Raw genomic sequence first — 19,771 nt, 5'->3', positions numbered from 1 at the left:
CGGCCGGAACCTCTGTGCCGCTTGTCCGATTGTAAACCGTTTCATGCCATCATTGCACTGCACCATAACCGCGCTATACCGCTCCGCAGGCCGCGAACCCTGCGTGCGCGGCGGATAAGGAAATTCAATGCTGTACGACGCTTACGAAATGCAACGCTCGATGCTGGCAGGGGCCAGCGCCCTCGCCAATTTCGGCGCGGGTCTGTTGCAGAACCCGGCCAATCCCTTCGCCTATTTCGGCGGCGGGCCGGTGATGGCGTCGGCACTTGAAGTGTTCGCCCATGCCTCCGCCCCGCGCGGCAAGCCGGCATTTGGGCTCGACAGCACCGAAATCGACGGAAAAACCGTGGCGGTGCACGAGGAAATCGTGCTGCGAAAGCCGTTCGGCCAGTTGAAGCATTTCGTGCGCGAGGGTGTCGAGGGCGGCCCCAAGCTTCTGATCGTGGCGCCGATGTCGGGGCATTTCGCGACACTGCTGCGCGGTACGGTGGAACGGATGCTGCCTTTCGCCGATGTGTACATCACCGACTGGCGCGATGCGAAGCTCGTACCGCTTGCCGACGGCAGCTTCGACCTCGACGATTATATCGATTATGTCATCGAATTTCTTGCGAAAATCGGCGAGGAGGGCGATCCCTGCCCGCATGTTCTGGCGGTCTGCCAGCCGTCGGTGCCCTGCTATGCCGCTGCTGCGATCATGGGCGCGGAAAAGCATCCGAACCGTCCGCGCACGCTGACCATGATGGGCGGGCCGATCGACACGCGCGAAGCGCCGACCGCGGTCAACACGCTCGCGACCGAGCGTCCGCTCGCCTGGTTCGAACAGAACGTAATCGCTACCGTGCCGATGCTCTATGCCGGCGCGGGACGGAAGGTGTATCCGGGCTTTCTGCAGCTTGCCGGATTCATGTCGATGAACCTCGGCAACCACCTCGTCAGCCATTGGGAGATGTTCAAGCATCTCGTGCAGGGCGATGAGGAAAGTGCCGCCGCAACCCAGGCCTTTTACGACGAATATCGCTCGGTCTGCGACATGACCGCCGAATTCTATCTTCAGACCGTCGAGCTGGTGTTCCAGACGCACGCGCTTCCCAATGGCGAGATGCGCCACCGCGGCAAGCTCGTCGATCTGGAGGGCATCACCGATACCGCGCTGCTGGCGATCGAGGGGGAACGCGACGATATTTCGGGCCTCGGTCAGACCAGGGCCGCGCTGACGCTGGCCAACAAGCTGCCGGTCAAGCTCAAGAAATATTACATGGCCGAGGGCGTCGGCCATTACGGCATCTTCCACGGCTCCAAGTGGCGCACGAAGATCGCACCGGTGATGGAAGAATGGATCACCGCGCACAGCGGCTGACGCGCGTTTCGGTCGGCGGGGTCAGTCCCACCAGGTGGCGATCACGCTCCATGTGAACCAGGCGATCGCCGCCCATAGCGCGACGACGATCACGATTCCCAACATCGACACGGGCTGTTCCGACGCGGCTTCGGCCCTGGCGCGGTGTTCGGCAAGCTGCGCACGCGGAATCAGCCGCTCGAACAACCATATCCCGGCGGGAATCAGTATCGCGTCGTCGAGCAGGCCGATAACGGGGATGAAATCGGGGATGAGGTCGAGCGGCGACAACGCATAGGCTGCGACAAGCAGCCCGACGACCCGCGCTGCGAACGGCGTCCGCGGGTCGCGCACCGCCAGCCAGACGGCATGCGCTTCGACGCGGATGCGATGTGCGAGCGACGGTCCCATGCGCCACGCATCGCCGCGCGCACGGGACCGGTCAAGCGCCAAAAACCGGGTTTAAACGGCGACCTCGGTATGATCGCCGACTTCGCCCGCCTTGATGGTCTTGCCGGTGATCATCTTGAACATGCCCGTGGCGGAAGCGTCTGCCTCCCAGATTTCGGCATTGTCGAGGTCGAACCGCATCATCAGAAGGTCGGGATCGTTTCGACCGCCTTCATACCAGGCTTCGACCGTTTTCGACCAATAACGGTCGATGACCTTCGGATCGATTTCCTCGACCAATGTTCCCTTGATGCAGGCGAACAGATCGTGCCCCTTGGCGGCGAACTGGGCCATCGCCTTGCCGCCCTTGGCGATGCGGTTGCCCTTCTTGGTGTAGAACCAGAATGCGCTGTCGGCATCCTTGTCGAGCTGCGCCGTCATCGGTTCCGAATGCTCGTCATTGCCGGTCAGTCCGACCATCAGGAACGGGCTGTCGGCAAGGTGCTTCCACATATGTTTGCGGATGTCGGCGGCATCGGTCATGTCGTCTCTCCTTATCGGGGTTCGAAAAGGAAACGACCGAGTTCGTGCGAATATCCCGACCGGCGGTGCGAAAGCGTACCTCCGGTCGGGGATTCGGGCAGCTTGGTTACAGCACCTCGAACAGGCCGGCAGCGCCCATGCCGCCGCCGACGCACATGGTGACGACGACATATTTCGCGCCGCGGCGCTTACCCTCGATCAGCGCATGGCCGGTCATGCGCGCGCCCGACATGCCATAGGGATGTCCGACCGAGATCGCGCCGCCGTTGACGTTCATCAGCTCGTTGGGAATGCCCAGCTTGTCCTGACAGTAAAGCACCTGAACCGCGAACGCCTCGTTCAGCTCCCACAGGCCGATATCGTCCATTTTCAGGTTGAACCGGTCGAGCAGCTTGGGGATCGCGTAGATCGGGCCGATGCCCATCTCGTCGGGCTTGGTCCCCGCGACCGCCATGCCGACATAGCGGCCGAGCGGCGTCAGCCCCTTCTGCTCGGCGACCTTTTCTTCCATCAGCACGCTCGCCGAAGATCCGTCGGAAAGCTGGCTGGCGTTGCCCGCGGTAATCGTGCCCTCCGGTCCGACGACGGGCTGCAGGGCCTGCAAACCTTCGATGTTGGTGCCGGGACGGTTGCCTTCGTCCTTCGACAGCGTGACTTCCTTCTGGCTGACCTCCTTGGTCTCCTTGTTGGTCACGTTCATCGTCGCGGTGACGGGGATGATCTCGTCGTCGAACTTGCCAGCCTCCTGCGCGGCCGCCGTGCGCTGCTGCGATTGGAGCGCATATTCGTCCATCCGCTCGCGCGAAATGCCATAGCGCTTGGCGACGACCTCGGCGGTCTGCAGCATCGGCATATACATGTCGTTGTGCATCGCCAGCAGCTCGGGGTCGGGGGCGACGCGCATCTGCGGGGTCTGGACCAGGCTGATCGATTCGACGCCGCCACCGATCGCGACGTCCATGTTATCGACCATGATTTCCTTGGCGGCGGTCGCAATCGCCATCAGGCCGCTCGCACATTGACGATCGACCGACATGCCCGCGACCGATACCGGCAGCCCTGCGCGCAGCAGGGCCTGACGCGCGATATTGCCGGCCTGATGACCCTGCTGGAGCGCGGCGCCGAACACGACGTCCTGCACTTCGTCGCCGTCGATCCCGGCGCGTTCGACCGCTGCCTTGATCGAGTGGCTGGCAAGTGTCTGCGCGGGCAGCGCATTGAACGCGCCGCGATAGGCGCGGCCGATCGGCGTGCGTGCGGTGGAGACGATTACGGCTGAACGCATTGGGGCTTCCTCTCTTGCTCTGCCCTTCCGCCTGCGGGAAGGGGATCTATACGAAAATCTGGCTTATCCATTCGGCGATCATGGCAGGCTTTTCCTCGCCTTCGATCTCGACGGTGAACTCGGTCACCTGTTGCCACTGGCCGGGCCGCTTTTCGTCGAGCGACAGCAGCTTGAAGCGCCCGCGAACCCGCTTGCCGGACCGGACGGGCTGGAGGAAACGGACTTTGTTTCCGCCATAGTTCACGCCCATCTTAACGTCTTTGATCGGCGGTTGATCCGTCTTCGATGCGAGCAGCGGCATCAGCGACAGCGTCAGAAACCCGTGCGCGATCGTTCCGCCGAACGGGGTTTGCTTGGCGCGTTCCGGATCGACGTGAATGAACTGGTGATCGCCGGTCGCATCGGCGAATTTGTCGATCATTTCTTGCGTAACTTCGACCCAGTCGGAAACACGCTCGCTTCCCGCGCGTTGGGCCAATTCTGTGATGCTGATCGCGTCCACAAACGTTTCCTTTGCCGACCTATCTATGCTTAGCGTCGGCAGTTCATAGGCTTTGCTGCGGCCTTGTCGCAAGCCTCGCCCCGACCGAAGGTACGAAAATGACCACAGACGTAACGTCCGCGGCCCGAAATTCCATGCGCCGGCTTCACCGGATGGCCGAACCCGATGTTCTAAAACCGATGTTGAACGATGCGCGAATCCTTCCCGAATCGCGCCCGCGAATCGAGCGCATGGCGCGCGACCTGATCGAGGATATCCGCACCGCGGAGTCGGAGAGCTGGATCAACCAGTTCCTGCAGGAATATCAGCTCAGTTCGGCCGAAGGCATCGCGCTGATGAGCCTGGCCGAGGCCTATCTGCGCGTCCCCGATGCCAGAACCGCCGACCGGCTGATCGCCGACAAGCTGGGCGACGGCAAATGGCGCACGCATGAAGGGCGTTCCAAATCGCGGATCGTCAATTCGGCGACCTGGGGCCTCGTTCTCGGTCGGGCGCTTACCGTCGAGGGGCCGGGCACGCCGCTCAAGCGGCTGCTCGCGCGGACCAGCGAACCCTTTGTTCGCCAGGCCGTCGGCGCGGCGATGAAGGTCATGGGCGAAGTCTTCGTCATGGGTCGCACCATCGAAGAAGCGCTGAAGCGGATGCGCAAGCCCGTCCACCGCGGCTTCACCGCCAGCTTCGACATGTTGGGAGAGGCAGCGCAGACCCAGGCCGATGCCGACGCCTTCTACGATTCCTATTGGGATGCGATCCAGAAGATCGGCCGCGACGAAGGCACCGACCACACGATCTCGATCAAGCTGTCGGCGCTCCATCCGCGCTACGAAGTGCCGCAATATGAACGCTGCGTGCCGGAGATCACCGACCGGCTGGCGCAACTCTGCGCCGAGGCGATGCACCAGAATGTCGCGGTAACCGTCGATGCCGAGGAAGCGGATCGGCTCGAGATGAGCCTCGACATCATCGGCAATATCGCCAAACGACCCGAATTCAGGGACTGGAACCGCTTCGGCCTCGCCATTCAGGCGTACAGCAAGCGCGCCCGCGCGGTGATCCAATGGGCCAATTCGCTCGACCGGCACATGAACGTCCGGCTGGTGAAGGGCGCCTATTGGGATACCGAGATCAAGCATGCGCAGGTCGAGGGGCTGTCGGATTTCCCAGTCTTCACTCGCAAGGCGGCGACCGATGTCTGCTATCTCGCCTGTGTCAGCGACATGCTGAAGGCGGAAAATATCGGTTGCGGGTTTGCGACGCACAATGCGCTGACCGTTGCGACGATCCTCGACTGGGCGGGCGACCGCCGCGATTTCGAGTTTCAGCGCCTCCACGGCATGGGCGAGGGCCTGTACGAACGGTTGGTTCGCGACGAGGGGTATCATTGCCGCATCTACGCGCCGGTCGGCGGGCACCGCGAACTGCTTGCCTATCTGGTGCGACGCTTGCTCGAAAACGGCGCGAATTCGAGCTTCGTCAACCAGTTGTCGAACGACGCTTATGACGATGACGATCTGCTCAAGGACCCGGTCGAGAAGGTCGAAGCGGTCAACTGCACGCGCCTGCCGGGGATTGCGCTGCCGCAGAACATCTTCGGCGAATGGCAGAACAGCCAGGGCATCGACCTCAACGATCGCAAGATCCTGCTCGAGACCGCGCATGGCGTGAATTCGATCGAGTTCACGCCCGAGGGCGGCGATGCGGTCCATGCCGATCCGCATCATCCATCGGGCCGCAGCCGTGCCGCCATCGAGGCGAGCCGCACGCCCGATGCCGATGTCCATGACGCGGTCACGCGCGCACAGGCCGCCTATCCCGAATGGGATTCGCGCTCGATCGAAGAGCGGGCGATCATCCTCGAACGCTGGGCCGATCTGCTCGAGGAGAACCGCATCGAGCTGATGGGGCTGGTGGTCAAGGAAGCCTTCCGCTCGATCCCCGACGCGCTCAGCGAAGTGCGCGAGGCGGCCGATTTCTGCCGCTATTATGCGGTTCGCGCGCGCAAGGACCTGTCGCTGAAGGAACTGCCCGGTCCGACCGGCGAATATAATGCGCTGAAGATGGAGGGGCGCGGCACCTGGGCGACCGTTTCGCCGTGGAACTTCCCGCTGGCGATCTTCACCGGCCAGAATGCCGCGGCGCTCGTTTGCGGCAATACCGTCGTCGCCAAGCCTGCGCCGCAGACGCCTGCCATCGCGCGGCGTGTCGTCGATCTCGCGCATCAGGCGGGTGTGCCCGAAGACGCGCTGGCGCTCGTCACCGGCGGCGCCGATGTCGGTGCGGAGATGATGTCGGATCAGCGTATCGCCGGCGTCGCCTTTACCGGTTCGACCGCTACGGCGAAAAAGATCGCGCAGACGCTGCTCGTCGGTGAGGATCGCCCGATCATTCCGTTCATCGCCGAAACCGGCGGCGTCAACGCGATGATCGTCGATTCGACTGCGCTGCCCGAACAGGTCGCGACCGATGTTCTCAACTCGGCGTTCCGTTCTGCGGGTCAGCGCTGCTCGGCGCTGCGTCTGCTCGTGCTTCAGGAAGACAATGCCGACGAGATGATCCACATGCTTTCGGGCGCGATGGACATGCTCCAGATCGGCGATCCGGGCGATCCCGCGACCGATGTCGGTCCGGTCATCGACCGCGCGGCCTATGACAAGCTGATGGCGTATCGTGAGACGATGCGCCCGCGCTGGATCAAAACGGTCGAGGTGCCCGAGGATGAGGGCCTGTTCGTCCCGCCGACGATGATCTCGATCGACGAGATCGAGGACCTCAATACCGAATGGTTCGGGCCGATCGTCCATGTCGCGACGTGGAAGGCCGGGCAACTTGAAGACACGATCGCGCGTATCAACGCGAAGCGGTTCGGCCTGACGATGGGGCTCCACAGCCGTATCGCGCGCAACGCAGATATCCTTCGGTCGCAGGCGCGGGTCGGCAATGCCTATGTCAACCGGTCGATGATCGGTGCGGTTGTCGGATCGCAGCCATTTGGCGGCGAGGGGCTGTCGGGTACCGGACCGAAGGCGGGCGGCCCGCACTATCTGCCGCGCTTCTGCGCCGAACGCGCGGTGTCGATCGACACGACGAGCGCAGGCGGTAACGCCTCGCTGCTCAGCCTCGACGACGGCATGTAAAGCAAAAGGCCCCCGGAACCGCTTCCGGGGGCCTTTCCGATTCGGTCTGATTTCAGGCGGGGCTTGCGGCCCCGCGCGAAATGTCGGCTTAGATCGCCTTCAGCGCCGCGTCGAAATCGGCGATCAGGTCGTCGGCATCCTCGACGCCGATCGAGATCCGCACCAGATTGTCGGTGATGCGAAGCGCCTTCTTGCGCTCGTCGGGAACCGAGATGTGCGTCATCGCCGCCGGGCAGCTCGCCAGCGTCTCGGTGCCGCCAAGGCTGACTGCCAGCTTGGCGATCTTGAGTTCGTCGAGAAAGGCGAAGCTCTCGCGCTCGCCACCCTTCAGATAGAGCGAGAAGGTCGAACCCGCGCCCGAACAATGCCGCTTGAAGATGTCGTACTGCGCATCGTCTTTCAGGAAGCCGAGATAGCCGACCTTTTCGACCTTCGGATGGTCCTTCAGGAATTCGCAGACCTTCGCCGCATTCTCGCCCGCGCGGCTCATGCGCAGTTCGAGCGTTTCGAGGCTGCGGCACAGCATCCACGCGGTATTGGGATCGCAGATCGTGCCGATGGTGTTGCGCATCGCGCGGATCGGATCGAGCGCCTTCTTGGTGCCGAGCACACCGCCCGCGACGAGGTCCGAATGGCCGCCGGCATATTTGGTCAGCGAATAGACGACGATGTCGGCGCCGTGGTGGAGCGGCTTCTGCCACAACGGGCCGAGGAAGGTGTTGTCGATTGCGATCGGCGGCTTTTCTGCCTTGTCGGCGAAGACCTTGTCACGCAGCTTCGACACCGCCTCGATATCGACGAGCGCGTTGGTCGGGTTGGCCGGGCTCTCGAGATAGATCAGCGCGACGCGGCTGTCGCCGGCCTGCTCCATGACCTTCTCGATCTCCTCGGGGCTGGCATCGGCGGGGAAGTCGAGGAACTTCACGCCGAACTTGCCGAGGATGCGCGCGATCAGCGTCTCGGTCGCGGCATAGAGCGGGCCCGAATGGATGATCGTGTCGCCGGGATTGCACATGGCGAGGAACAGCGTCGCGATCGCCGACATGCCGGACGAGAAGGCCAGCGCCTCCTCCGCCTCTTCCCAGACGCCGAGACGGTCTTCGAGGATTTCCTGGTTCGGCCCGTTGAAGCGCGAATAGACGAGGCCTTCGGCCCCGCCCGGGCGCTTGCCGGTGATGCCTTCGAAGTGGCGCTTGCCCGCCGCGGCATTGGGAAAGACGAAGGTCGAGGTGGCGAAGATCGGCTGTTTCAGCGACCCTTCGGACAGCGACGGATCGAATCCGTGGCCCATCATCAGCGTCGATGCCTTGAGCTTGCGACCGCCGATTTCCTCGATATTGGGCTTCGGGCGGCGGCGTGGGCTGATGCCGGTCATGTCGGCTTCGGTTTCGTCTGTCATGCTGCTCCTGCTCGTTCAATGGTTTCTGCCCATCGTGCGTGGGCGATTGGCGCTTTGGTATCAAATGAAACCAGTTGCCGCCAGTGCGGCCCACCCGGCGTCAGAGGCCGATGATCGAAATCTGCCGCCCGTAATCGGGTTCGCCGCGATGCGTCGCGCGCCTGTAGCTGAAGAAACGGTCCGGATCGGCATAGGTATCCAGTCCCAGCGCCTCGACCGTGCGGATGCCGGCGGTGGCGAGCCGGTGCGCGACATAGGCTTCCAGGTCGAATTGCGCGTGACCGGGCTTGCCGTCGACGAAGAAGCGCTCATTGGCGGGATCGTCGGCGCAGAAGCGTTCGACAAAGCCGCTGTCGACCTCATAGCTTGCGCGCGCGATGCATGGGCCGATCGCGGCGGCGATGCGGTCGCGGTCGGCACCGAGCGTTTCCATTGCGAGGATCGTCGAGTCGGTAACGCCGCCCAGCGCGCCCTTCCACCCGGCATGGGCCGCGCCGATGACTCCCGCCTGTCGGTCGGCGAGCAGCACCGGCGCGCAATCGGCCGTCAGGATGCCGAGCGCGAAACCGGGCCGGTCGGTGACGAGCGCATCGGCGCGCGGGCGCAGCCGCTCCTCGAACCGTGTGATGACGGTGACGGCATCGGCCGAATGGACCTGATAGAGCGTGACGAGCTGCCCGCCCGGCAGCACCGCCTCGGTCGCGCGCCTGCGATTCTCGGCGACGGCCTCGGCATCATCGTCCGATCCCGGGCCGACGTTCAGCCCGGCATGCACACTGCCCGACACGCCGCCGCGCCGCCCGAGAAAGCCGTGGCGAACGCCCGCCAGCGCCTTGGCCTGGATGACTTCGACCTCGCTCACAGCGTCAGCGCCATGATGCGGTCGTCATCGACCTTTTCGCCGACCATGAATTCATACCTGCCGACTTCCTCGAACCCGTAACGCTCGTAGAAGCGGCGCGCGCGGTGATTGTCGACATAGACGCTCAGGACGATGCGTTCGTACCCTGCCGTCCGTGCCGTGGCGAGTACCCAGTCCATCAGCTCGGGCCCGACGCCTTCGCCGTGCCAGCCGCCGAGCACATAGAGCTGGTATAGTTCGATTGTGTTATCGCCCCAGTCGCCGGGGAAATCGACCGGACCGGTCTTGGCGAAGCCGATGATGCGCTCATTTTCGGTAGCGATGCGGACGCGGTAGGCGGGGTCGGTGATTTGCGACGGCAGTCCCTCGTCGCCAAACGCCTGGTCGAGAAACGCGCGCAGGTCGGACGCGCGGTAGAGCGATCCGAAGGTCTCGGTGAAGCAGCGCGCAGCCATCTCAGCCAGTTCGCGCCCGTCGGCGGGCAAGGCGTCGCGATACTGGATCATGCAAAGCCCGCTGGTACGGGCCAGCCCGGCGCGGTGACCACGATTGCCTTGAACAGCTCACCCATCGCCTGCGCACCGACCAGCCGGTCGCGGTCGGCGCGCATCATGTCGGCGCGCTCGGGCGCAGCGGCGGACAGGGCATCGGTGCGCGCATCGATGCCGAGCGCGACGAGCAGTTCGCCTTGCGTCACGGGGCCGTACACCACTGCGTCCTCGGCGCGCGCGGCTTCGGCGAGCGTCGCGAAATCGACATGTGCGGTCAGGTCCTGCTCGCCCGGGTTCTCGAACGGATTGGCATATTCGTGGCCGCGCACGGCCTGTAACGTGTCGCCGATCGCCGGGCCTTCATAACCGTAATCGACGATGATCGCGGCGCCGCCCTGTGCGACGATCCGCTTGGCGAGTGCGCGCATCACCGCGACCGCGGCGGGTGAGGTTTCGAGGATCGAGCCAATCGGTGCGTCGCGCAGATGCGGTGGGATCACCTGGTCGAACCCGCGGTCGCCGGCGATCGGCAGAAACAGCGTGTCCTGGCACGCGACGAGCCGCTCGCGCCAGCCGTCGCCGGTCTTGACCAACTGGCGGATCGGCAGCGCATCGAAGAATTCGTTGGCGACGACGAGCAGCGCGCCGTCCTCGGGCACGCCGACAAGGTCGACATTCCATTCGGCATCGGGCACCGCCTCGGCCTGCTTCTCGCGCAGCGTCGGGCTCGTTTCGATGAAATGTACCGACGGATCGAGGCCGACCGTACCCATCGCGCGCAGCGCATCGGCGGCGAGCGTCCCCCGGCCGGGGCCGAATTCGACATAGCGCGCATCGGGTCGGTCGGCGCGGTGCCACAGATCGGTGAGCGCCAGCCCGATCAGTTCGCCGAACATCTGGCTGACCTCGGGCGCGGTGGTGAAATCGCCGCGAGCGCCAAGCGGGTCACGCGTCGCGTAATAATGCGCGTTCGCGGCGCCCATGAACTGCGACAGCGGGATCGGCCCGGCCAGCGTGATGGCACGCGCGAGCCGTTCGGGAAGCGCGGGGTCGGCGGAGGTCGATTCCGATTCGGTCATGACCTGCCGTCCTCTACCGGGTTGCGGCGCACGGTTCGACCCCGCCCGCGCTGATTCAGGCGACGCTCTCGGTCCCGGCGACCGGCTCGATGCGCTCGCGCCGGCCCTTGGCGGTCCAGATCAGATAGACGCCGCCGATAATCATCGGCAGCGTCAGGATCTGGCCCATATGGATCGTCGTATAGAGGAAGGTGCCCTGAAACTGCGAATCCGCCTCGCGGAAGAATTCGACGAAAAAGCGCGAAAGGCCGTAACCGAGCAGGAAGGTGCCGACGAGCTTGCCGGGCTGGTACCGCGCGTCGGTCCGCCAGAACATGAAGGCCAGAACAGCGAACAGCACGATGCCCTCCAGACCCGCTTCGTAAAGCTGGCTGGGGTGACGCGGCGGGTCCATGCCGCCGGCGACTGTGTGCGGAAAGACGATTGCCCATGGCACGGTCGTCGGCTTGCCCCACAATTCGCCGTTCACGAAATTGGCGAGCCGGCCGAAGAACAGCCCGAACGGTACGCAGGCCGCGACATAATCGTGGATGCGCAGCCAGTTGAGCCCGTTCTTGCGCGCCAGATAGATGATCGCGAGGCTGGTGCCGATGACGCCGCCGTGGAACGACATGCCGCCATCCCACAGCCGGAACATCTCCAGCGGGCGGGTGACCATGTCGATATGGTAGAACAGGATATAGCCGATGCGCCCGCCCAGAATGATGCCCAGCGTCGCATAGAAGACGAGGTCGTCGGCGTGGCGCCGCGCCATCGGCGCACCCGGCTGATCGAGCAGCTTCAGCAGGTACCACCAGCCGACAAGGATGCCCGAGATATAGGCGAGCGAATACCATTTCAGATCGAATTCATGGCCGAACAGATGGATCGGCAGCGCCACCGGGCTGAGCCCGAGATCGGTGAAATGGAGGTAATGGCCGGATGCGGCCGCGACTTGGGAAAGGATCAACGCCAGGGCTCCGTAGCGATAGGCGAGGCACCAATAGGAGCATCGCATGGCAAACCCAAGACGTTTTGCCCGCGGCCATCTGGCGCTGCGCCAAAGGACGCGATAGAGCGGCGGCGATGGCGGACAAGGACGAGCCCAGGCGTACGATCGACCGGCGCACCCTGCTGATCGGCGGCGGTGCCGGTATCGGGCTTGTGGTGGGCTGGGCGCTGTGGCAGCGCCAATATTCGGTCAACCTGACCGCTTCGCCCGGTGAGACCGTGTTTTCGGGCTGGCTGAAGATCGCGAAGACCGGCGAAATTACCGTGGTCGTGCCGCAGGCCGAGCTGGGGCAGGGCGCCTATACCGCCTTGCCGCAGATATTGGCCGACGAGCTGGGCGCCGACTGGCGCACGGTTGCGGTGGAGGCGGCGCCGATCAACGCGCTTTACGCCAATCCCATGGCGGCGGGGATATTGTTCACCGACGCGCTGGGCCAGTTGCCCGACAGTTTCCAGCGCAGCCATGCGCATCGCACCGCGCTGATGCTGACGGGGGGATCGACCTCTGTCCGTGCGTTCGAGGAGCCCTTGCGCCGTGCCGGCGCGGGAGCGCGCGTTCTGCTCTGCAAGGCGGCGGCGCGGCGCTGGTCGACCGACTGGCGATCGTGCGGAACGGCGGAAGGGTTCGTCGTGCGCGGCGAGGATCGGCTGCGCTTCGGCGAACTGGCGGAGGATGCGGCCGGTGAGTCGCTGCCGCGCGACATTCCCTATCGCACGGGCGACGAAAACCGCCTCTACGGCGCCCCTGCGCCGCGGCTCGATGCGCCGTCCAAGGTTGACGGATCGGCCAATTATGCCGCCGATATCCGGCTTCCCGAAATGGTCTATGCCGCCGTCCGCCAGGGACCGGTCGGCGACACGCGCCTGATCCGCGTCGATACCGACGCGGCGGATAAGGTGCCGGGCGTGCGCCATGTGGTCCAGACCGATCGATGGGTGGCGGCTGTCGGCGAAAACTGGTGGGCGGCGAACCGCGCGCTCGATGCGCTTGCCCCGCGTTTCGAGACCAAGGGCGCGATCGTCGACAGCGATTCGATCGACGCCGCACTCGGGGCGGCGCTCGACGGCGACGGACAGCGGATGGAAAGCGTCGGCGATCTTTCCGCCGCGTTCAAGGATGCCAGTGTCGTCACCGCCGATTATCAGGTCGGGCTGGCGCTCCACGCGCCGCTCGAGCCAATGACGGCAACCGCGGCGCTGCGCGACGGCAAGCTGAGCCTGTGGATGCCGACCCAAGCGCCGGGCCTCGCCCGCGCCGCCGCGGCAAAGGCGGCGGGCGTGGCGGAGGATCGCGTCATTATCCACCCGATGCTCGCCGGCGGATCGTTCGGGGCGAAGCTGGAGTTTGCGGTTGCCGAACAGGCTGCGCTTCTTGCCCGCAAGATCGGAAAGCCGGTGCAACTCACCTGGTCGCGCAGTGAGGATTGCCTGCACGACCGCTATCGTCCCGCGGCGAAGGGGCGGCTCACCGCCAGGCTGGGCGCCAATGGGCAGGTGCAGGGATGGCTGGCGAAGATCGCCGCGCCGTCGGTGGGCCGGGAACTCGCGCACCGTCTGTTGGGCGGCGACACCGCGGTGGCGCTGTCGCTGGCGCTGCCGGGCAGTGCCTCGGGCGATGCGTCTGCCGTGGCCGGTGCGATGCCGATCTACGCCATCCCCAATCTGGCGGTCGATCATCATCCGGCGAAAATCGGCGTGCCCGTTGGCGAATGGCGCTCTGGCGCGCACAGCTACACCGCGTTCTTCACCGAAAGCTTTATCGACGAACTTGCGCATGTCGCGGGGATCGAGGCGTTTTCGTTCCGAATCTCGATGCTGGGCGGCGAGGCGCGGCTCGCCCGCTGCCTGTCGACCGTCGCGTCGCTCGGCGGCTGGCAGGGCGGGATTCCCGGCAGCGGGCAGGGCCTTGCCTGCCACTCCTTTCGTGGTTCCTATGTCGCGGTGCTGGCCGAGGCGCATGTCGGGCAGGATCAGCGGATAAAGGTCGATCGCCTCGTCGCCGCGGTCGATTGTGGACGCCAGGTCAATCCCGATATCGTGCGTCAGCAGATAGAGGGCGGGCTGATATTCGGCATGGCAGCGGCACTGGGCGGCAGCACGGGCTTTACCGAAAATCTCGCCGACGCACGGGGTTTCGCCGATCTCGACCTGCCCACGCTTGCCGATGCCCCCGAAATCACGGTCGAACTGATCGCGAGCGAGGCCGATCCCGGCGGGGTAGGCGAAATCGCGGTGCCGCCCGTCGCCCCGGCAATCGCCAACGCGATCTGGTCGTCGACCGGCGTCCGGCTGCGCACCCTGCCACTGGTTCCGGAGAGCAAGGCATGACGCCCGCAAACCACCCGACGATCCCGCAGTCGCGGATCGGCGTGCTGCTGATGAATCTCGGTACGCCCGACGCACCCGAACCGGGTGCGGTGCGGCGCTATCTCGCCGAGTTTCTGTCCGATCCGCGCGTGATAGAGCTTCCCGCCATTGCCTGGCAGCCGATCCTGCGCGGCATCATCCTGCGCACGCGCCCCAAAAAGTCGGCGGAAGCCTATGCGCAGGTGTGGAGCGATGACGGTTCGCCGCTTGCCGCGATCACAAAGGCGCAGGCGCGTGAGCTGAAGGGGGCGTTCGGCGAGGATGTGATCGTCGATTGGGCGATGCGCTATGGTAGCCCGTCGATCGCCGACCGTCTCGGCGCGCTGAAGGATGCCGGGTGCGAGCGTATCCTGCTCGCGCCGCTCTATCCGCAATATTGCGCGGCGACGACTGCGACGGCCAACGACAAGGCGTTCGCCGCGCTCGCCGCGATGCGCTGGCAACCGGCGATCCGCACGCTGCCGCCTTATTACGACGATGCCGCCTATATCGATGCGCTCAAGCGTTCGATCGAGGCCTCGCTCGCCGAACTCGATTTTGCCCCCGAACTGATCCTGGCCAGCTTTCACGGCATGCCCCAGCGCACGCTCGAACGTGGCGACCCCTATCACTGTCATTGCCAGAAGACGGCGCGGCTGCTCTCGGATGCGATGGGGCGCGAAATCCGTATCGCGTTCCAGTCGCGCTTCGGTCGCGCCAAGTGGCTCGAACCGGCGACGGATACCGTCCTCGCCGCCTTGCCGGGCGAGGGGGTTCGCAAGGTGGCGGTCGTGACGCCCGGTTTTTCCGCCGATTGCGTCGAAACGCTTGAAGAGATTGCGATCCGCGGGCGAGAGACTTTCGTCGCGGCGGGCGGAACCGATTTCGCCTGTCTGCCTTGTCTCAATGCAAGCGAACCGGGAATCGAAATGCTGCGCAGCATTTTGTACCGTGAGCTTGCAGGCTGGGTATCGCCCGCCTAGCCTTTCCCAGGACCGATTTTTTTACAGGAGAGCTGCATGGCACGCGTCGCGATCGTAACCGGAGGAACCCGTGGGATCGGCGAGGCGATCAGCCTTGCGCTCAAGGATATGGGGATGACCGTCGCGGCGAATTATGCCGGCAATGACGAACGCGCCAAGGCATTCACGGAGCGGACCGGCATCGCGGCTTATAAATGGGATGTCGGCGATTACGACGCCTGCCATGCCGGTGTCGAACAGGTCGCAGGCGACCTCGGCCCGGTCGACGTCATCGTCAACAATGCCGGCATCACGCGCGACGGCACGATGATGAAGATGACACACGAGATGTGGGAGGATGTAATCCGCACCAATCTCGGCGGCTGCTTCAACATGGCGAAGGCAACCTTTTCGGGGATGCGCGAGCGTAAATGGGGCCGTGTGGTCAATATCGGCTCGATCAACGGACAGGCCGGGCAATATGGCCAGGTCAACTATGCCGCCGCCAAGTCGGGTATTCACGGTTTCACCAAGGCGCTGGCGCAGGAAGGCGCGCGGTTCGGCATCACCGTGAACGCGATCGCGCCGGGCTATATCGACACCGACATGGTCGCAGCGGTGCCCGCAGACGTGCTCGAGAAGATCGTCGCCAAGATTCCGGTCGGCCGCCTCGGCCAGGCGAGCGAGATCGCGCGCGGCGTTGCGTTTCTATGTTCGGAAGACGCAGGGTTCGTCACCGGATCGACGCTGTCGATCAACGGCGGGCAGCACATGTATTGATGCCGATACCTGTGCGGTAAGCGCACACGTCTGCTCCCACGCGCTGTAGCCCCGAAAATAAGTTGGGGGCCGGCCCTTTCGGACCGACCCCCACCCTCGATACGCCACTCGAGGGATCCCGGAATTTCCTGTGTCAGCGGCGGCGGCAGCCAGCGGGCGGGTCGGCGCGATCGATCGCTCGGCCGGCAAGGGCGCCTACGACGCCGCCGATAACGGTGCCGAGCACCTTGTCACCGCGGCGGCCGACAATCTCGTGGCCCGCCAGGCCGCCTGCGACAGCGCCGATTACCGTACCGCCATCGCCGTCCTTGCAGCGCTGATAGCGGCGATAGTGGCGACGTTCGTACCGGCGCTGATCGCGGTAATGGTCGCGATATTCGCGGCGGTCGTAGTGGCGGCTATAGTGGTGACCGCGATAGCTTTGCGCGGCGGCCGGCGTGGCGGGAACCAGTGCAGCGGCGCTCATCGTCATGGCCGCGCCAAGGAGCGTGAGTTTCCTCTTCATCATCGTCCGTCTCCTCGTCCTCTTGCTGTTCAAATCCATGCCGGTCGCGATGCGAATCACCGTGATCGACAATCAGCGTTATGGGGGAGGGCGGTTGAGCCGGTGCTGAATGCGCGTGTTAGCCTTTGTTCAGCATGTGATGGGGTTCCGGTCCGCGGCGAAGCCGCCTAAGGCGCACCCGTGCGTATTCTGGTTTCGGTCCTTCTCGTCCTGTTGCTCGTGCCCGGCTATTCGGTCGAACCGCTGCGCCCGATGATCGGCGATCTGCGCTCGATCGAGGCGCGGCCGGTCTCGCTGGTTGAGGGCGATCACACCCGCAGGCGCCTCGGGGCGCTGACCTATCTGGGCGGCGTCGAGCTGCGCAGCGCTACCGACGGCTTTGGCGGCTTTTCGGCGATCGACGTTCAGGGCGACAAATTCACGCTGCTCAGCGATCTCGGCTATGTCATATGGTTCCGGTTGACGCGAACAGGCCAAGTGGCCGAGCCCGGCGCGACCGAGCTGCCGGCAGGACCGGGCGCGGGCTGGCTAAAGCGCGACCGGGACAGCGAATCGCTGGCGCGCGATCCCGCGACGGGCAGCTTTCTGGTCGGATTCGAAAATGCCAATGCGCTGTGGCGCTATGATGCCGGGTTCAAGCGCGCGCTAGGCCATGCCTCCCCGCCGGCCATGCGCGACTGGCCCGACAATCTGGGTGCCGAATCGGTGGTGCATATGCCGGGTGGCGGCCATATCGTCATTTCGGAAGACGGCGAATGGCCGGGCAAGCATACGCGCGCTGCGCTCTATTTTTCGGGTGATCCGGTGAAGGCGCCGCGCAAGGGCTTCCGCTTCGGTTATCGTGTTCCGCGTGGATTTTCGCCGTCGGACGCCACGTTGCTGCCCGATGGGCGCATCGCGGTTCTCGACCGCGCCTTTTCGGTCGCCAAAGGATTTCGTGTGAAACTGGCGATCATCGATCCGGCCGATATCCGGCCCGGCGCGACGGTATCGGGGAAGGTCGTCGCGACCTTTGCCGCGCCGGTTATCCACGATAATTTCGAAGGGGTAACAGCAACGCGCGAAGGCGCCGACACCATTTTATGGATGGTGTCGGACGACAATCAGTCGATCTTCCAGCGAACGCTGCTGCTGAAATTCAGGCTCGATTTGCCGGCGAAAGCAGCGGCAAAGCCGAGCGGCGATTAGGCCGCTTCGGCGCCTTTCAGCTTCTTGGCGACATCGCGCTTCAGGCGACGCGCACGCAGCGACAGCTTGTCGTCGCTGGTCTTCATCAGCCAGTTGTCGAGACCGCCGACATGCTCGACCGAGCGCAGGCCGCTCGTCGAAACACGCAGCTTGATGCTCTTTTCGAGCGATTCGGACATCAGCGTCACATTCTGCAGATTGGGCAGAAAGGTCCGCTTGGTCTTGTTGTTGGCGTGGGAAACGTTGTTACCCACCTGCCGGCCCTTGCCGGTCAGCTCGCAAATGCGCGACATCGCTTAAAATCCTGAATTCGGGTTGGCCCGGAAAGGTGGCGCGAATAGCGGCATTCGCATCCTGCGTCAACCGCTGGCCACCAAACAACCGTGCAACCACTTGATGATTGCAGACGTTAGTTACGCGATCGTTTCGAAAGGGGAAAGTGAAATGCGCCTGATACTCGTCCTGCTGGGGCTCGCGCTGGTCGTGCTGATCGTTCTGATTTCGCTCGGCATGATTCAGATCACGCAAACGCAGCCGGCACAGGCGCCCAAGTTTCAGGCCGATGTCGGGAAGATCGACGTGGGCACCGAAAACAAGACGATTCGCGTCCCCAAGCTGGAGGTGGAAAAGCCAGGCAACGACCAGGCGTTTGTCGGCAACAGCTACTAACGGCTTCGCCGCGCTGGCCTGGCCTTCGGCTTTGCGACATAAGCGCGGCGATGTTTCCTCTGCCGCAACCGATGCGCGCTGCCCTCGACGCGGCGCGCGCTGCGTCCGAAACGGGTGAAGTGCCCGTCGGCGCGGTGGTGGTGCGTGACGGACGGATCGTCGCCACGGCGGCGAATGCACCGCGTAAGCTGAACGATCCCACAGCGCATGCCGAGATTCGGGCGATTCGCGACGCGGCGAAGGTGCTTGGCCGCGACCGGTTGATCGATTGCGACCTGTGGGTGACGCTCGAGCCATGCGCGATGTGCGCCGGGGCAATCGCCCATGCCCGTATCGCGCGGCTTTATTACGGCGCCTCGGACCCGAAGGGCGGAGCGGTCGAACACGGGCCGCGCTTCTTCGAACAGGCGACGTGCCATCACCGTCCCGAAATCTTTCCCGGAATCGGAGAGGGCGAAGCCGCCGCGCTGCTACGCGACTTCTTCGCCCTCAAACGATAGCGGTTGTCGCCGGTTATTGTTGCAGGTCGCTATTGGTGATCGGCACCAGCTTGATTTCGACACGGCGGTTGGCGGCGCGGCCTTCCTCGGTGTCGTTCGACGCGATCGGTTGCGTCTCGCCATAACCGCGCGTGCCGATACGTGCCGGGTTCACCCCGTGGCTCGACAGATAATCGGCAACGGATTGCGCGCGGCGTTCGGAAAGCGCCTGGTTATAGGCTTCGCTACCCGTCGAATCGGTGTGGCCGTACACATCGACATAGGTCTTCGGATATTGCGCCAGTACCTGCGAGACCTGATCGAGCGTCGGCTTGAACTGCGGCTGCACGGTAGAGCTGTCGGTGGCGAAGGTGATCCCCGACGGCATGCGCAGCAGCAGGTCGTCGCCCTGACGGACAACCTGAACGTCGGTGCCGGCCGTGCGCTGGCGAAGCTCACGCTCCTGCTTGTCCATATATGCGCCGATGCCCGCGCCGGCGAGGCCGCCGATGCCAGCGCCGACGATCTTTGCGGTGCGGTCGTTGCGCCCGCCGACAAGGTCGCCGAGCAGATAGCCGCCGACGGCGCCGCCAATGCCGCCGATCGCGGCCTTCGAAATGTGGCGCTGGCCGGTCACCGGATCGGTCACGCAGGCGCCGGTGAGTACCAGCGAAGAAAGTGCGCCGGCGGCAAGCAACTTCTGTACGGTTCGCATTGCGGGATTCTCCCCTTTCAATCAGTTTGTGGCATCGATTGTGCGGTTGAAAACGCCGTGCCGCGGGCAGTTGTTCCGCATCCGGTCTGAATGGTTGCTGTCCGCGATGTTGT

At 64.4% G+C, this 19,771-nt stretch carries 20 protein-coding genes; 8 read left to right on the top strand and 12 right to left on the bottom strand.

What is annotated here, in order from left to right:
• The first annotated feature begins 127 nt into the window (after window positions 1-127).
• The gene (locus J7S20_RS07510) at window positions 128-1,360 is read left to right on the top strand and encodes a polyhydroxyalkanoate depolymerase (RefSeq protein WP_284053625.1); all 1,233 of its coding nucleotides are present in this window, start codon (window positions 128-130) and stop codon (window positions 1,358-1,360) included.
• A gap of 21 nt (window positions 1,361-1,381) precedes the next feature.
• Here J7S20_RS07510 and J7S20_RS07505 read toward each other — a convergent pair whose 3' ends face one another.
• The 4 genes from J7S20_RS07505 to J7S20_RS07490 all read right to left on the bottom strand — a co-directional run bounded on the left by J7S20_RS07505 (window position 1,382) and on the right by J7S20_RS07490 (window position 4,059).
• Complete coding sequence (locus J7S20_RS07505; RefSeq protein ID WP_284053624.1) at window positions 1,382-1,750, bottom strand: YkvA family protein; 369 nt, start codon at window positions 1,748-1,750, stop codon at window positions 1,382-1,384.
• A gap of 51 nt (window positions 1,751-1,801) precedes the next feature.
• Window positions 1,802-2,272, bottom strand: a complete 471-nt coding sequence (locus tag J7S20_RS07500) for a pyridoxamine 5'-phosphate oxidase family protein (RefSeq protein ID WP_284053623.1) — start codon at window positions 2,270-2,272, stop codon at window positions 1,802-1,804.
• A 106-nt stretch (window positions 2,273-2,378) separates the two neighbouring features.
• Window positions 2,379-3,557 carry an acetyl-CoA C-acyltransferase gene (locus J7S20_RS07495; protein ID WP_284053622.1) on the bottom strand — a complete coding sequence of 393 codons (1,179 nt, stop codon included), beginning with the start codon at window positions 3,555-3,557 and terminating at the stop codon, window positions 2,379-2,381.
• Between the two features lie 46 nt (window positions 3,558-3,603).
• Window positions 3,604-4,059: a MaoC family dehydratase gene (locus J7S20_RS07490; RefSeq protein ID WP_284053621.1), complete on the bottom strand. Its 456-nt coding sequence runs from the start codon at window positions 4,057-4,059 to the stop codon at window positions 3,604-3,606.
• A 98-nt stretch (window positions 4,060-4,157) separates the two neighbouring features.
• On the opposite strand from J7S20_RS07490, the gene putA reads away from it, so the two are divergent.
• Complete coding sequence (putA, locus tag J7S20_RS07485) at window positions 4,158-7,193, top strand: bifunctional proline dehydrogenase/L-glutamate gamma-semialdehyde dehydrogenase PutA (protein ID WP_284053620.1); 3,036 nt, start codon at window positions 4,158-4,160, stop codon at window positions 7,191-7,193.
• Window positions 7,194-7,281: 88 nt separating this feature from the next.
• Here the strand turns inward: putA and J7S20_RS07480 are convergent, their stop codons facing one another.
• The 5 genes from J7S20_RS07480 to lgt form a co-directional block, all read right to left on the bottom strand.
• Window positions 7,282-8,592 (bottom strand): cystathionine gamma-synthase family protein, encoded by a 1,311-nt coding sequence (locus J7S20_RS07480; RefSeq protein ID WP_284053619.1) that lies wholly within the window; start codon window positions 8,590-8,592, stop codon window positions 7,282-7,284.
• Between the two features lie 100 nt (window positions 8,593-8,692).
• Entirely contained in the window at window positions 8,693-9,454 is a 762-nt protein-coding gene (gene pgeF, locus J7S20_RS07475; RefSeq protein ID WP_284053618.1) for a peptidoglycan editing factor PgeF, read from the bottom strand.
• Window positions 9,451-9,960: a GNAT family N-acetyltransferase gene (locus J7S20_RS07470; RefSeq protein ID WP_284053617.1), complete on the bottom strand. Its 510-nt coding sequence runs from the start codon at window positions 9,958-9,960 to the stop codon at window positions 9,451-9,453. The genes pgeF and J7S20_RS07470 overlap by 4 nt, the downstream gene beginning before the upstream one ends.
• Window positions 9,957-11,024: a class I SAM-dependent methyltransferase gene (locus tag J7S20_RS07465; RefSeq protein WP_284053616.1), complete on the bottom strand. Its 1,068-nt coding sequence runs from the start codon at window positions 11,022-11,024 to the stop codon at window positions 9,957-9,959. Before J7S20_RS07465 ends, J7S20_RS07470 begins: the two co-directional genes overlap by 4 nt.
• 55 nt (window positions 11,025-11,079) lie before the next feature.
• Window positions 11,080-11,973, bottom strand: coding sequence for a prolipoprotein diacylglyceryl transferase (gene lgt, locus J7S20_RS07460; protein ID WP_284053615.1), 894 nt, complete (start codon window positions 11,971-11,973; stop codon window positions 11,080-11,082).
• Window positions 11,974-12,089: 116 nt separating this feature from the next.
• Between lgt and J7S20_RS07455 the strand changes: the two genes are divergently transcribed.
• From J7S20_RS07455 to phbB, 3 genes are read left to right on the top strand one after another with little or no spacing between them, the layout of a single operon-like run.
• Entirely contained in the window at window positions 12,090-14,342 is a 2,253-nt protein-coding gene (locus J7S20_RS07455; RefSeq protein WP_347709224.1) for a xanthine dehydrogenase family protein molybdopterin-binding subunit, read from the top strand.
• On the top strand, window positions 14,339-15,343 hold the full coding sequence (gene hemH, locus J7S20_RS07450) for a ferrochelatase (RefSeq protein WP_284053613.1): 1,005 nt from the start codon (window positions 14,339-14,341) through the stop codon (window positions 15,341-15,343). The genes J7S20_RS07455 and hemH overlap by 4 nt, the downstream gene beginning before the upstream one ends.
• 36 nt (window positions 15,344-15,379) lie before the next feature.
• Window positions 15,380-16,102: an acetoacetyl-CoA reductase gene (phbB, locus tag J7S20_RS07445; RefSeq protein WP_284053612.1), complete on the top strand. Its 723-nt coding sequence runs from the start codon at window positions 15,380-15,382 to the stop codon at window positions 16,100-16,102.
• 133 nt (window positions 16,103-16,235) lie between these two features.
• On the opposite strand, the gene J7S20_RS07440 is transcribed toward phbB, so the two are convergent.
• Window positions 16,236-16,610, bottom strand: coding sequence for a glycine zipper 2TM domain-containing protein (locus tag J7S20_RS07440; protein WP_430980917.1), 375 nt, complete (start codon window positions 16,608-16,610; stop codon window positions 16,236-16,238).
• Window positions 16,611-16,787: 177 nt separating this feature from the next.
• On the opposite strand from J7S20_RS07440, the gene J7S20_RS07435 reads away from it, so the two are divergent.
• Entirely contained in the window at window positions 16,788-17,795 is a 1,008-nt protein-coding gene (locus tag J7S20_RS07435) for an esterase-like activity of phytase family protein (protein ID WP_284053611.1), read from the top strand.
• Here the strand turns inward: J7S20_RS07435 and rpmB are convergent.
• Entirely contained in the window at window positions 17,792-18,088 is a 297-nt protein-coding gene (gene rpmB / locus J7S20_RS07430; protein ID WP_284053610.1) for a 50S ribosomal protein L28, read from the bottom strand. The two genes, J7S20_RS07435 and rpmB, sit on opposite strands and share 4 nt — an antisense overlap.
• 151 nt (window positions 18,089-18,239) lie before the next feature.
• Here rpmB and J7S20_RS07425 point away from each other — a divergent pair, with 151 nt between their 5' ends.
• On the top strand, window positions 18,240-18,464 hold the full coding sequence (locus tag J7S20_RS07425; RefSeq protein WP_284053609.1) for a hypothetical protein: 225 nt from the start codon (window positions 18,240-18,242) through the stop codon (window positions 18,462-18,464).
• 71 nt (window positions 18,465-18,535) lie between these two features.
• Complete coding sequence (locus J7S20_RS07420) at window positions 18,536-18,964, top strand: nucleoside deaminase (protein WP_284054035.1); 429 nt, start codon at window positions 18,536-18,538, stop codon at window positions 18,962-18,964.
• A 13-nt stretch (window positions 18,965-18,977) separates the two neighbouring features.
• Here the strand turns inward: J7S20_RS07420 and J7S20_RS07415 are convergent, their stop codons facing one another.
• Window positions 18,978-19,658 (bottom strand): YiaD family glycine zipper/OmpA-like lipoprotein, encoded by a 681-nt coding sequence (locus J7S20_RS07415; RefSeq protein ID WP_284053608.1) that lies wholly within the window; start codon window positions 19,656-19,658, stop codon window positions 18,978-18,980.
• Between the last annotated feature and the right edge of the window lie 113 nt (window positions 19,659-19,771).

It is taken from the genome of Stakelama marina (genome assembly GCF_018122655.1).
Lineage (GTDB): Bacteria > Pseudomonadota > Alphaproteobacteria > Sphingomonadales > Sphingomonadaceae > Sphingomonas > Sphingomonas marina.
This window is presented reverse-complemented; position numbering and strand designations above follow the sequence as displayed.